Source organism: Streptomyces sp. NPDC079167 (genome assembly GCF_040686735.1).
Classification (GTDB): domain Bacteria; phylum Actinomycetota; class Actinomycetes; order Streptomycetales; family Streptomycetaceae; genus Streptomyces.
On sequence record NZ_JBFBLO010000003.1, the window covers coordinates 276,778 to 289,448 of the forward strand.

At 69.1% G+C, this 12,671-nt stretch carries 14 protein-coding genes; 6 read left to right on the forward strand and 8 right to left on the reverse strand.

Going from position 1 to position 12,671, the window contains the following annotated elements:
* The first annotated feature begins 246 nt into the window (after positions 1 to 246).
* On the forward strand, positions 247 to 1,626 hold the full coding sequence (locus AB0P41_RS08900; RefSeq protein ID WP_365931016.1) for a serine hydrolase domain-containing protein: 1,380 nt from the start codon (positions 247 to 249) through the stop codon (positions 1,624 to 1,626).
* A gap of 46 nt (positions 1,627 to 1,672) precedes the next feature.
* Here AB0P41_RS08900 and AB0P41_RS08905 read toward each other — a convergent pair whose 3' ends face one another.
* The 3 genes from AB0P41_RS08905 to AB0P41_RS08915 are packed head-to-tail and all read right to left on the reverse strand — an operon-like array spanning position 1,673 to position 3,816.
* The gene (locus AB0P41_RS08905; RefSeq protein ID WP_365931018.1) at positions 1,673 to 2,836 is read right to left on the reverse strand and encodes a winged helix DNA-binding domain-containing protein; all 1,164 of its coding nucleotides are present in this window, start codon (positions 2,834 to 2,836) and stop codon (positions 1,673 to 1,675) included.
* Between the two features lie 40 nt (positions 2,837 to 2,876).
* Positions 2,877 to 3,329 (reverse strand): GNAT family N-acetyltransferase, encoded by a 453-nt coding sequence (locus tag AB0P41_RS08910; protein ID WP_356709020.1) that lies wholly within the window; start codon positions 3,327 to 3,329, stop codon positions 2,877 to 2,879.
* A gap of 28 nt (positions 3,330 to 3,357) precedes the next feature.
* Positions 3,358 to 3,816: a MarR family transcriptional regulator gene (locus AB0P41_RS08915; protein WP_356709018.1), complete on the reverse strand. Its 459-nt coding sequence runs from the start codon at positions 3,814 to 3,816 to the stop codon at positions 3,358 to 3,360.
* Between the two features lie 151 nt (positions 3,817 to 3,967).
* Between AB0P41_RS08915 and AB0P41_RS08920 the strand changes: the two genes are divergently transcribed.
* Positions 3,968 to 5,212 (forward strand): MFS transporter, encoded by a 1,245-nt coding sequence (locus AB0P41_RS08920; protein WP_365931020.1) that lies wholly within the window; start codon positions 3,968 to 3,970, stop codon positions 5,210 to 5,212.
* Between the two features lie 263 nt (positions 5,213 to 5,475).
* Here AB0P41_RS08920 and AB0P41_RS08925 read toward each other — a convergent pair whose 3' ends face one another.
* The 4 genes from AB0P41_RS08925 to AB0P41_RS08940 form a co-directional block, all read right to left on the reverse strand.
* On the reverse strand, positions 5,476 to 5,955 hold the full coding sequence (locus AB0P41_RS08925; protein WP_356709014.1) for an NUDIX hydrolase: 480 nt from the start codon (positions 5,953 to 5,955) through the stop codon (positions 5,476 to 5,478).
* A 52-nt stretch (positions 5,956 to 6,007) separates the two neighbouring features.
* Positions 6,008 to 6,904 carry a LysR family transcriptional regulator gene (locus AB0P41_RS08930; RefSeq protein WP_356709012.1) on the reverse strand — a complete coding sequence of 299 codons (897 nt, stop codon included), beginning with the start codon at positions 6,902 to 6,904 and terminating at the stop codon, positions 6,008 to 6,010.
* A gap of 356 nt (positions 6,905 to 7,260) precedes the next feature.
* A complete protein-coding gene (locus AB0P41_RS08935; RefSeq protein WP_356709010.1) occupies positions 7,261 to 8,385 on the reverse strand; it encodes a cystathionine gamma-lyase in 1,125 nt (374 codons plus the stop codon).
* Positions 8,386 to 8,450: 65 nt separating this feature from the next.
* The gene (locus AB0P41_RS08940) at positions 8,451 to 8,828 is read right to left on the reverse strand and encodes a phage holin family protein (RefSeq protein ID WP_356709008.1); all 378 of its coding nucleotides are present in this window, start codon (positions 8,826 to 8,828) and stop codon (positions 8,451 to 8,453) included.
* 78 nt (positions 8,829 to 8,906) lie between these two features.
* On the opposite strand from AB0P41_RS08940, the gene AB0P41_RS08945 reads away from it, so the two are divergent.
* From AB0P41_RS08945 to AB0P41_RS08960, 4 genes are all read left to right on the forward strand, one after another.
* Entirely contained in the window at positions 8,907 to 9,224 is a 318-nt protein-coding gene (locus AB0P41_RS08945; protein ID WP_356709006.1) for a cupin domain-containing protein, read from the forward strand.
* A 151-nt stretch (positions 9,225 to 9,375) separates the two neighbouring features.
* Positions 9,376 to 9,585 (forward strand): DUF5326 family protein, encoded by a 210-nt coding sequence (locus tag AB0P41_RS08950; protein ID WP_099173639.1) that lies wholly within the window; start codon positions 9,376 to 9,378, stop codon positions 9,583 to 9,585.
* 288 nt (positions 9,586 to 9,873) lie between these two features.
* Positions 9,874 to 10,641, forward strand: a complete 768-nt coding sequence (locus tag AB0P41_RS08955; RefSeq protein ID WP_356709004.1) for a helix-turn-helix domain-containing protein — start codon at positions 9,874 to 9,876, stop codon at positions 10,639 to 10,641.
* A 101-nt stretch (positions 10,642 to 10,742) separates the two neighbouring features.
* A complete protein-coding gene (locus AB0P41_RS08960; RefSeq protein ID WP_073750747.1) occupies positions 10,743 to 11,180 on the forward strand; it encodes an SsgA family sporulation/cell division regulator in 438 nt (145 codons plus the stop codon).
* Between the two features lie 64 nt (positions 11,181 to 11,244).
* Here the strand turns inward: AB0P41_RS08960 and AB0P41_RS08965 are convergent, their stop codons facing one another.
* Positions 11,245 to 12,600 (reverse strand): YibE/F family protein, encoded by a 1,356-nt coding sequence (locus AB0P41_RS08965; protein ID WP_356709002.1) that lies wholly within the window; start codon positions 12,598 to 12,600, stop codon positions 11,245 to 11,247.
* Positions 12,601 to 12,671 lie beyond the last annotated feature (71 nt).

Below are 12,671 nucleotides of genomic sequence, written 5' to 3' on the forward strand. Positions count from 1 at the left end.
CCCCCGGCAGAACGGCTCGTGCCCGGTCCACGGACCGGGGAATGACCACGTTCGGTGCCGACTTCTCGGCCGCCCGACTCGCCTTGGAGAACGTGCGCGCCTTCGACAACGGGGTGCTCGTCAGGACGTACCGCCGCACACGTTGACCGGACGGCTCGCTCGTGGTGTCCCTGGACGGCTCCTGCGTCGGCTCGTCGGCCGCCAAAAGCGTTCGTCAGGCTGACGAGGCTCGGGTCATGCTTGGGCATGACCTCTTCCGAAGCCCTGCTCCCCAGCACCCGGCGCGCGCTGCTGCACCGTGTCGCCACCGCGCAGTCCGAGGGCCGGACGCCCTCCCTCGTCGCCGCCGTACAGAGGGAGGGGAAGATCGCCTGGAGCGGTGCCCGTAGTTGTGTGGACGGCCATGAGCCCGACGGCGATACGCAGTTCCGGATCGGTTCCATCACCAAGACGTTCACCGCTGTGCTGGTGATGCGCCTGCGCGACGAGGGCTTGCTGGATCTGGACGACCCCCTGGAGAAGCACCTGCCGGGCACGGACGTCGGGCACCTGACCGTCTTCCAACTGTTGGGCCACAACGGAGGTCTGGCAGCCGAGACGCCCGCGCCGTGGTGGGAGAGGACCCAGGGCTCCACGCGCCCGGAGTTGGCGGATGTGCTCGGCGAGAGGCCGCTCGTCCACCCGGCGGGCCATGGGCACCACTACTCCAACCCGGGGTACACGCTGCTCGGCTCGCTCGTGGAGAGACTGCGCGGGGATGCCTGGGCGAAGGTGCTGCGCCGCGAGATTCTGGAACCGCTGGGGATGGACCGTACGACCCCGGAGGCGCATGCCCCGCACGCGGGCGGCTGGGCCGTCCACCCCTGGGCCGATGTCATGCTGCCCGAGCCGGCGGAGGACCTCGGCCTGATGGCGCCGGCCGGTCAGCTCTGGTCGACCACCACGGATCTGCTCCGCTTCGCGGCTTTCCTGGCCGAGGGTGACGAACGGGTTCTCCGTGCGTCCTCGGTCGCGGAGATGCGCGCTCCAGTCGCACCACCCGAAGCGGGTGACTGGGCCGGAACGTACGGCCTCGGGCTTCAGATCGTACGGCGCGGGAGCCGTACACTCCTCGGCCATTCGGGGTCGCTCCCCGGCTTCCTGGCCACGCTGTGGTTCAGCGTCGAGGACGACGTGGCGGCCGTGGTGCTCTCGAACGCCACCTCGGGCCCCCTGGTCGGTGCGGTGGCTGCGGAGCTCGTGCAGATCGTCGCCGACGCGGAGCCGAGGATCCCGGAGCCCTGGCGTCCGCTGCCCGAGGTCGACGATGAGCTGCTGGCGCTGACGGGGCCCTGGTACTGGGGTACGCAGGTCCACGCCCTGAAGCTGCTGACGGACGGGGGCCTCGAGTTGCAGCCGTTGCGGGGCGCCGGTCGCGCGGCCCGGTTCCGGGCCCGGCCCGACGGGACCTGGACGGGCCTCAACGGTTACTACGCGGGGGAGACGCTCAAGGTCGTACGCGCCGGCGACGGCACGGTGGACCATCTCGACCTGGGATCGTTCGTCTTCACCCGGGAGCCGTACGACCGGAGCGCGGCGATTCCCGGTGGGGTGGACGAGGGCGGCTGGCGAGGGCTCGCCCTCTGAGGGGCACGGGCCGGTGTTTCACGTGAAACGTCCTTGGTCGAGCGGGTCAGGCCGTCAGTTCGCGTTCCAGAGGCGTACGGAAGCGTGGGGTGACCCGGGCGTCCCCCGCCCACGCCGACAGCCGGCCCGCCTCTGCCTCGATGAGCTGTGAAGCCTCCCGCCCCACGTCGGACAGCAGGCGCCACACCGGCTCGCCGTCCGCGCGCTGGGCCCAGCCACCCACGATGCCGCCGTTCCACCACACCGTGGGGCCGATGTTGCCGGCACGGTCGAAGAGGGCGGCTCGATGACCGGTGGGCAGGTGAAAACCTCGGTCGGCCCAGCCCATCGCACTCGGGTCGAGACCGGGCAGCAGGGCCACCCAGGGCTCAGGGGAGGGTTCGGTGGCGACATCCCCGGCAGCGACCCAGCCGATGGCCCCGTTGTCGAGCATGACCTCCTCGGCGCCGACGGTGGCCAGGGCCGTGCGCGTCTCCCGGACGCCCCAGCCGGTCCACCACTTCAGATCGCCTTCCGTCGCCGGACCGTAGGAGAGGAGCCAGCGCCTGGTCACCTCCGCCCGGGCCTCTGCGGGATCCGAGGAGGGCCATGGCTCGGCCGCAGTCCAGCGGAACTGGCTGGACGTCCATGAACCGCGCGGCCGGTCCCGCCGGATGCGCCCGTCGGCGGCCAGCACCCGGATCACCCGGGTCGCGATTCCCTGCACCGTTTCCTGCCTCGTCCCGGGAAAGACGGTGATCTTCGTGCGCAGAGCCGGCACCGCCGCCGACAGCTCGCTCCCTGTGGCATGGCCCCGAGCGGTGAGAACGGCGAGCGTCTGGAGCTCGGTTTCGGCAAGCCACCGCTCGTCGAGCCCCTGGCCGTCCTCCCGCAGCTGCTTGAGGAGCCGCCGGCGCTCCTTGGCGGCCACGGCCCGTGCGCTCGACGCATCGATGGCGGGTGCGGCCGCCGCGGACACGGTGAACAGCGTGTTGCGCATGGAGAGCAGCCGCACCAGTGAGACGTCCTCGTAGAGCGCCCGCTCCACCGCCTCGACCCCGGGGTCGGTCAGCCGCGCGCAGACGGAGAGGAAGACCGTGGCGGCGTCGGTCGCATGCAGGGCGACGACGGCGTCCGCCACCTCGACGGCGGATGTCGCTCGGGCGGACGGGGCCAGCAGATGCCGCCGGCCGAGCCTGATCCTGCGCTGCTCGTCAGTGATGCGGTGCATGTGATCTCCCTGCCTGTCGAGCTGTCCGCAACCCTACGGTTCAGAGGGTGAGTTTGAAGCCCACATGGCTCGCGGTGAAGCCCAGCCGCTCGTAGAAACGGTGCGCGTCCGTACGGGTGGCGTCGGAGGTCAGCTGAACCAACTGGCAGCCCTGACGCCTGGATTCATCGACGGCCCACTGGATGAGCTGGGTGCCGAGGCCACTGCCGCGCTCGTCCGCGTGGACGCGGACGCCCTCGATGACGGAGCGGGTCGCACCACGCCGGGACAGCCCGGGCACGATCGTGAGCTGGAGGGTCCCGACGACGCGACCCTGGCGCACGGCCACGGTCAGATGCTGGTTCGGGTCGTCGGCGAGCCGACGGAACGCGGCGTGGTACGGCGCGAGGTCGCCCGGGGACTCGCGTTTCGCGCCCAGCGGGTCGTCGGCGAGCATGGCCACGATGGCGGGGATGTCCGCGAGTGCCGCAGGACGTATGTCGAGATCGCTCATGATCGGCAGACTACGTAAACCGGCCGGTTCAGGCCGGCACCTTCAGTGCCTCGACCGTCCGGACCAGCGGGGCGAGCTCCGGGTTCTCGGCAGCCTCGTCGAGAGCGGCGCGGAGCGCGGTGTCGTTGGTCGGCCGCGCCTCGCTCAGCAGCGTGAGACCCGCTTCGGTGACGTCGGTGTAGATCCCCCGCCGGTCCGTGTCGCAGAGATAGCGGGTGAGGAGCCCCCGGTCCTCGAGCCGGGTGACCAGCCGCGTGGTGGCGCTCTGGCTCAGCACCACGGCGTCCGCCACCTGCTTCATCTGCAGGTGCCCGCCGGTACCGCTGTGCTGGCGGCTCAGGACGTCGAGCAGGGAGAACTCGCGCGCGCTGAGGCTGTGGTGGGTCTGCAGGGCCCGTTCGATGCGGGCCTCGATCTTCCCGTGGAGCAGGGAGAGCGCGCACCAGCTCTGGGCGAGGGCCGTCAGTGCGGGGTCTGTCGCTGTCATGGTCTCTCCTCCGTACGGGAGCTGCTTCCCTCAGCTGCTCCCTCCAGGATAGGGCACAGGCGCAATAGCCCGCGCTTGCAATTAAAGAGCGCCTGCAATTATTGTGGACGCTCGTAAGGCGCAGACGCAATCTTTCGGAAAGGTCACTCCCATGCCGCTCGCGCTCCTCGCCCTCGCCATCGGCGCATTCGGTATCGGTACCACCGAGTTCGTGATCATGGGGCTGCTCCCCGATGTCGCGGCGGACTTCCAGGTTTCGATCCCGACCGCAGGTTTCCTGGTCACGGGTTACGCACTGGGTGTGGTCCTCGGTGCTCCGCTGATGACCGCCCTGGCCACCCGGGTGACCCGGAAGCGGATGCTGATGCTCCTGATGGGGCTCTTCATCGTGGGGAACGTCGTCTCCGCACTCGCCCCGACCTTCGGCGTGATGCTCACCGGGCGGGTGATCGCCTCACTCGCCCATGGCGCCTTCTTCGGTATCGGATCCGTTGTCGCGGCGGATCTGGTCGCCCCGGAGAAGAAGGCCGGTGCCATCGCCATGATGTTCACCGGGCTGACTGTCGCCAACGTCGTGGGAGTCCCGCTGGGGACCTTCATCGGCCAGACCCTCGGCTGGCGCGTCACGTTCTTCGTCGTGGCGGGGCTCGGTGTCCTCGGCCTCCTGGGTGTGGCGAAGCTCGTTCCTGAGCAGCCCAAGCCTCAAGGGGTGCGGATCCGCCACGAGCTGGCCGCGTTCCGCAATGTGCAGGTGCTGCTCGCCATGGCGATGACGGTCCTGGGCTTCGGTGGCGTCTTCGCGGCGATCACCTACATCACCCCGATGATGACGGAGACCGCCGGCTTCGCGACATCTTCCGTCACCTGGCTGCTGGTCCTCTTCGGGCTCGGGATGGTCGGCGGGAATCTGCTCGGCGGGAAGTTCGCCGACCGCCATCTGATGCCGATGCTGTACGTGTCGCTCGGTGCGCTGGCCGCGGTCCTGGCCCTGTTCACGCTGACCGCGCACAACAAGATCACCGCCGCGGTGACGATCGTCCTCATCGGGGCTCTCGGCTTCGCCACCGTTCCGCCGCTGCAGAAGCGCGTTCTCGACCAGGCGGCCGGCGCGCCCACCCTGGCCTCGGCTGTCAACATCGGGGCCTTCAATCTCGGAAACGCGCTCTCGGCGTGGCTCGGCGGCATCGTGATCGCGGCCGGGTTCGGTTACACCGCGCCCAACTGGGTCGGCGCAGCCCTCGCGGCGGCCGCACTCCTTCTGGCGGTGCTCTCCGGTGCTCTCGAGCGGCGCGCTGTCACACCAGGCCGACTGCTTGCCGCGCAGACTTCTGAACCTGCCGCGGCCGTCGGCTCCGTTGAGTCGGCCCCCACGGCTTCAGTACCGATGTCACGGTGAGGAAGAGATGCGTAGTGGTGGCCACCGTGGGTGCGATGACAGATCGATTGCACCGTGGGCCCCACACGGTGAGGCCCAGCCGGCTCACGGATCCCGCTACGGGGGCGACGTGGATGCCGCAGTGTCCGGGCCGCTGAGTGGTTTCACGTGAAACATGGCGCCGAACGCGGAGTGCGCGGCCACCCGGCAGCGGGAGCATCCCCCGCTCCTGACCTCGGCGTACGCGGGAGTGCCCCGCCCGCGCCGTACTCCCCCCGCCCGGATCAGCCCAGGTCGGGGGCGTGCATCGCCCGCACGCCCTCGATGTTGCCGTCCAGATAGTGCCGGAGCGACAGGGGTACGAGGTGTACGGCCGCGATACCGATGCGGCTGAAGGGCACCCGGACGATCTCGTACTCACCGCATGGTTCGTCGATTTCCGGCCCATGGCGACGCGACAGGTCCATCGAAGCCAGTCGGCAGACGAAGAAGTGCTGCACCTTCACGCCCTTGACGCCGCCACCGGCGATGTGTTCGACGGTGTCCACGAAACAGGGCACGACATCGACGATCTTGGCGCCGAGCTCCTCGTCGACCTCGCGGTGCAGCGCGTCGACGACGGTGGCGTCCTCCGGCTCCACTCCGCCACCCGGCGTGAGCCAGTACGGGTCGACCCCCGGCTTGGTGCGCTTGATCAGGATGAGGTCATCGCCGTCGAGGAGGACGGCGCGTGCGGTGCGCTTGACCACTGGACGTTCGGTCATGGCAAGAGAGTGGCCCGGGAAACCTGATCTGAAACTCCTCTCGGCCGACCGGTCACCAGTCCACGGCGGCGCGCACCAGCCACTCGTGTGCCCGCGCGATGTGCGGGAGACCGAGTGTGCCGGTCCTCGCGATGAGGAAGTACGTGCGCAGTGGTGGAATCGGCGGGTCCAGGAGTGCCACGACCTCCCCCCGCTCCAGCGCGTCCTCGCACAGATAGCGCGGCAGCACGGCGAGACCGGCGCCCGCTGCCGCGCACTCCAGAACCGCACGGAGGTCCGGCGCGATCACGGCGGCGGAGGGGGCGGGGCGGCTGTCGAAGACCGTCGCCCAGTAGCGGGAGACGAGGGGGAGGCTTTCGTGTACCTCGACCACCGGCAACTGCTCCAGGAGTACGGAGCCGTTGTGACGCAACGCGCCGGGACCCAGGCGCCCTGCCCAGCGCGGCGCGGCGACCAGGACGTGCTCCTCGTCGCAGAGTGTGGTCGACGTCAGCAGTCCACCGCGCGGGCGGGCGGTGGTGATGGCCAGATCATGATGTCCGGCCGCCAGTCCTTCCAGGGTGTCCTCGGAGTTCGCGACGAAGGTGCTGCGCAGCGCGAGTCCCTGGGAGATCAGCGGGGTGAGGGCGGGCAAGGCCCGCACGGAGGTGAACTCCGGGGGGCCTGCCAGGTGCAGTGTGCGCGTCCCCGACTCCGCGTCGAGCTCCACCTCGACGATGTCGACCAGGGCGTCCAGGTGAGGTGCGGCCCGGTGGGCCAGTTCGTCGCCGACGGTGGTCGGGGTCACCCCACGGGCCCTGCGCAGGAAGAGCGGGCGGCCCAGCTGACGCTCCAGCGCTCGTATCTGCGAGGTGACGGCCGGCTGGGACAGTCCGAGCAGGGCGGCGGCCCGGGTGAACGATCCGGCCCTGTGCACCGTGACGAATGTGCGCAGCAGGGCCAGGTCCATGGTCCGCCCCCTCCAGCTCTCGCGGCACGGCGCCGTCCCGCACCGTCCCTCACGACGGCCCCAACTATAAATATGTCGATAGGTTGCTGTCGCTACTGTGATTGGACACTGACGCAGAGTCAACTAGCCTTGTCCAAGCGGTTCTCGGCGCAGGAACCGGGGTGGTCCGAGTCACGAGGGGGGAGGCTCGGACCACTCGTCCGGAGCAGGACCGGTCGGGTCGACGGGGACGCCCGTCCCGGACCGGTCCTGCCAGGACCGACGGCTCCGAAAGGTCCGGCGGACCCGGAGGGAACCGGCGGACCCGGAGGGAACCGGCGGACCCGGAAGGGGGCCGGCGGGACCGGAAGGAAAGGTCAGCGCACGGCGGCGTCCAGCGCCCGCTCCACGTCCGCCAGCAGGTCCTCGGGGTCCTCGGCACCGACCGAGAGCCGGATGAAGCCCTCCGGCACCGCGTCCCCGCCCCAGCGGGCCCGTCGCTCGGCGGTGGAGCGTACGCCGCCGAAGCTCGTCGCGTCGTCGACCAGGCGAAGCCCGGCCAGGAAGCGCTCCGCGGTGTCCTTGTCGGCCAGCACGAACGAGACCACGGACCCGAAGCGCCGCATCTGCCGGACCGCGGTGGGATACGAAGGGTCCTGGGGCAGCCCCGGATACCGGACTCCCGTGACGTCCACCCGCTTGGACAGAGCCTCGGCCAGTGTCAGGGCGGTCGTGCACTGACGGTCGGTCCGCAGCTGCAGCGTGGCCAGCGAACGGTGCGCGAGCCAGGCCTCCATGGGGCCGGGAATGGCGCCGACCACCTTGCGCCAGCGCCTCACTCCGGCCGCCAGCTCCGGGTCCAGGCAGCTCACATGGCCCAGCAGGATGTCCCCGTGCCCGGTCATGCCCTTGGTGTCACTCGCCACCGAGAAGTCCGCCCCCAGTTCGAGGGGACGCTGGCCGAGAGGGGTGGCCAACGTGTTGTCGACCGCCACCAGAACACCTGCGGCGTGCGCGGCCTCCACCAGCCTGCGCACGTCGCAGACGTCGAGGCCGGGGTTGGACGGGGTCTCGATCCACAGCAGCTTCGCTCCGTCGAGCAGTTCCAGCTGGGCGTCCCCGCCGGTCGGCGCGGTCCGCACCTCGACGCCGTACGCCTCCAGCTGCTCCCGCACCAGGGGGAGCGCCTGATAGCCGTCGTCCGGCAGGACGACGGTGTCGCCCGTGCGCGCCTGGGACAGCAGTACGGACGAGATCGCGGCCATTCCGGAAGCGAAGACCGTGGTCTCGACCTGCTCCCCCGGCGCCTCCAGCTCGCCGATGGCGCGCTCCAGGTGCGTCCAGGTCGGGTTCGTCTCCCGGCCGTAGGTGTAGGGGCCGACCGGCTCGCCGGACAGATGGAAGTGCGCGGCGAAGACCGGACCGGGAAGGGTGGGCTCGTACTGCTCCGGTTCGGGCAGGCCCGCTCGTACTGCCCGTGTCCCGTCGCCCGTGGTGCTCATATCGCTACCTCATCTCTCCCCGGCGTCCACCGGTCCGTTTCTGCACTGTGCCATCAAGGGGTGGATCAGTCCTCGTCGGGGAGCACCACGTTGAGCGCCCAGGAGACGACCGAGATGATGAGTCCGCCCAGGACCGCGGTCCAGAAGCCTTCGACATGGAAGCTCACGTCGATGACGCCGGCCAGCCACGAGGTCAGCATCAGCATGAGGGCGTTGACCACCAGTGTGATCAAGCCGAGCGTCAGGATGAACAGGGGCAGGGTGAGCAGCTTCACCACCGGCTTGACGATGAAGTTCACCAGACCGAACAACAGGGCCACGACGATCAGGGTGAGCGCCTTGCGCCAGGTGTTGCCACCGGTCAGCGTGATGTCCTGGAGCAACCAGATCGCTACGGCCAGCGCACCCGCGTTGGCGATCGTCTTGACTACGAAATTCTTCATGTGTCTGATCGTGGCAGACATGATCGGTGGCTGACACCGCCGGGACGGAGCAGCACGGGTGCGAGGGGCGGACGGACGATGAAGGCATTCAGACTGGACGAGCTGGAGGCGGAACGCGCTGCCAACGACGGCGCCTATCTGCAGTTCATCCGGGAACGCAACATGTCCGTGGGCCTGTACGCCCTGGACGCCGGCGCTCTCGACCCCCAGCAGCCGCACAAGCAGGACGAGGTCTACCTCGTCGTGAGCGGGCGCGCCTCGATCACGGTCGGTACGGAGACCACACAGGTGGCACGGGGGAGCGTCGTGTACGTACCGGCGGGAGCCGCTCACAAGTTCCACCACATCACCGAGGACCTCAGAGTGATGGTGATCTTCTCCCCGCCCGAGGGCTGACCCCGGTTTCCCGGGGGCGGGCCCCCTCGCGTCCCCATGTTCCCTAGGGGATCGCTCAGGGGACTTCAAGGGCTCCCGGACGCCCGTCGGCCACCCCCGCGCCTCTAGCATCGAGACAGGTACTCACAGAGACGAGGTAGCGGCGATGGCGGTGCGGGAGATTTTCGCGGGGATGCCCTGGTGGGTGAAGTGGGTCGCGGTGCCTCTCATCGCGATCGTCGTGTTCGGCGGCCTGATCGCCAGTGTGGTCGGGTTCGTCATCGGACTGCTGTTCAAGGCGCTGGTATTCGTCGTCCTCGTGGGCGGTCTGATCTTCGTCGTGCGGAAGTTCATGTCCTCGTCCGAGCGCAGCGACTGGTAGGAGCGTCGGCCGGACGACCGGGCACACGGGGCTCCGGCGTCAAGTGACGGGTCAAGGGATCCGACGATTAGCCCAGCTGAGCTAAGTCACGGTCGAAACCTCACTCGTGACTGAACGTACGGATACAGTGGCGTACCGCTGCCGCCAGCTGGGAAATGACGGTCCGTCACCATCCTGCCCAGTGGTTTGTGCGACCGTCCGGTCTCCGGACCCCAGGCTCGCGGCGGGCCCGTGGGGGCGGCCCCCGCGGGTGGGCGGAGAGCCCGTCACCATGCCTGGGGGTGACCTGTGACCACGGCATCGAGTACCGCTGTCCCGACGTTGATCGGTTCGGTTCAGCGGGCGTTGAGACTTATGGAGGCTGTGGGCACCCACCGGGACGGAGCGCCGGCCAAGCAGCTCGCCCGGGAGGCCGGGCTTCCCCTTCCCACCGCCTACCACTTGCTCCGGACCCTGACCCATGAGGGGTATCTCCGCAGGGAGAACGGCGTCTTCCTGTTCGGAGCCGCGGCCGAGCGGCTGGGGGGAGGCCCCGCGACGCCGCGCCCCGGGGTGATCGTCGAATCGCTCGCCCACTGGGCGGACGTCATCGGCGCCCCCGTGTACTGCGCCCTGTACAAGGACGGCGAGATCGAGATGATTGCCGTGGCGGAGACTCCGGCCGTCCCCGCGGTGCACGAGTGGGCCTCGTTCCGCGAGACGGGTCATGCCCACGCCCTCGGGCAGTGTCTCCTCGGCCAGCTCGACGAGCGTGCGCGCGAGGACCATCTCGACCGCCATCCGGTCCGGCCGCTGACGCGTTACTCCGTAAGGGACCGTCAGGCGTTGCTGAGCCGGCTGAGATCGATGAAACGTACGGAACCTGTCGTCGAACGGCAGGAGTACGCCATGGGAACCGTCTGCGCGGCCATCCCGATCACTGTCGGTAGCGCCGTGGCGGCCATGGCTGTTTCTCTCCCACTGCACCAAGAAGAACGGTTGCTCCCCGCAGTCGAACAACTACGCTGCGAAGTGACCACTCTCTTGCGCTCGTTCGTGTTCTCTATCAGTATCTGAAAAATCACTCCTTGTGATCTGCTATCGCGTGCACCACGATGGCGTCAATAGGGCCATGGGGGATCATTCCTGGCCAGTTTCATCTACTGCGGGGTTGAACGATGCGCGAGTCGGTTCAAGCAGAGGTCATGATGAGCTTCCTCGTCTCCGAGGAGCTCTCCTTCCGTATTCCGGTGGAGCTCCGGTACGAGGTCAGTGATCCGTATGCGATCCGGATGACCTTCCACCTGCCAGGTGACGCCCCCGTCACCTGGGCATTCGGCCGTGAGCTGCTGCTCGACGGTCTCAACAGCCCCAGTGGTGACGGCGATGTGCACATCGGCCCGACCGAGCCCGAAGGGTTGTCGGATGTACACATCCGCCTTCAGGTCGGCGCGGACCGTGCGCTCTTCAGGGCAGGCACCGCACCTCTTGTGGCATTTCTCGACCGGACGGACAAGCTGGTGCCGTTGGGGCAGGAGCACACGCTGGGTGACTTCGACGGCAATCTGGAAGAGGCGCTGGGCCGCATCCTCGCCAAGGAGCAGAACGCCGGCTGAAGTAGGAAGACCCGGCTGACCACCGGTCACCGGTGGCCCGGGTCCATGCGTCCGGTGTCCCGGCTCACGCCTTGCGGCGTCGTCCCCTCCCGGTCCGTGCGGGTGCAGGAGCTCCGGCTTCCGCGCCGAGCCCCGTGCGGTCCGCGGAGACCACCAGGGCCGCGAGCACCGTCGTCACCGGCACCGAGGCGACCAGCCCGATCGAGCCGATCAGCGTGCGGACGATCTCCTCGGCGACCAACTCGCTGTTGGCCACCGTGCCCACGCTGCTCTCCGCGATCGAGAACAGCAACAGCAGGGGAAGCGCCGCGCCCGCGTAGGCGAGTACGAGCGTGTTGACGACCGAGGCGATGTGGTCGCGCCCGATCCGGATGCCCGCCCGGTAGAGCCTGCGTACACCCATGGTCGGGTCCGCCTGGTGCAGCTCCCAGACCGCCGATGTCTGGGTCACGGTCACGTCGTCGAGTACACCGAGCGAGCCGATGATCACACCGGCGAGCAGCAGGCCGCTCATGTCGATGTCCGGGTACAGCCCATGGATCAGGCCGGTGTTGTCATCGGTGTTCCCGGACAGGCTCGCCCAGCCGATGAAGAGCGAGCCGAGCAGCCCGATCAGCAGCAGCGAGATGAGCGTGCCGATGACGGCCACGGAGGTGCGGGCCGTCAGCCCGTGGCAGGTGTAGAGGGCGATCAGCATGATGGCGCTGGCCCCGATCACCGCCACGACCAGGGGGTTCGAACCCTGCAGGATCGCCGGGAGGATGAACAGGGTCAGCACGGCGAACGACACGGCGAGTGCGATCAGGGCCATCAGACCGCGCAGCCTGCCCACCGCGACCACCACGAGCGCGAAGATCCCGGCGAGCAGCGCCATCGGGAACGAGCGGTCGATGTCGGTCACCGAGTACTGCAGGTCCCGGGGCGCGTCAGGTGCGTACGCGACGACCACCCCCTGGCCCTCGCGCAGCTGCCGGGGCGCGTCGGGCTGGACGACCTCGACGAACGTACGGCCCTTGTCCTTGCCGGTGGTCACCTCGACCGTGGCCTTCTTGCACTCCCCCGTCTGCTCGTTGACGGCTTCGCGTCCCGACGGGGTGGAGGTGTCTCCGGTCGGCGGCACCTGCGAGGCGTTGACGTCCGCACAGTCGACCCGCACGACCTCGGTGACCTGCCCGTCCTGGGTCTGACGGTCGAAGCCGACCCCCGTGCGTTCATGGGCGGGTGCCCCGCCGGGCCAGAAGGCCACGAGGCCGACCAGGACCGCCGTGGCGAAGGGGATCAGTACGGCCGCGATGACCTTGCGCAGGTGCTTGGACACGGGTGCGGCAGGCCCGTGGCTGTGGGTGTGGCCGTGCGCATGACTCTGTGCGCTGCCTGAGGCGGGGCCGTGGGGCTCGGGGGCGCTTCCGGGGGACGTCACCCCGCGATCATCCCAAGAACCGGGGATGCCCTCTGGCCAGCACGCCAGAACGGAGGTTAGCGTGGAGGCAC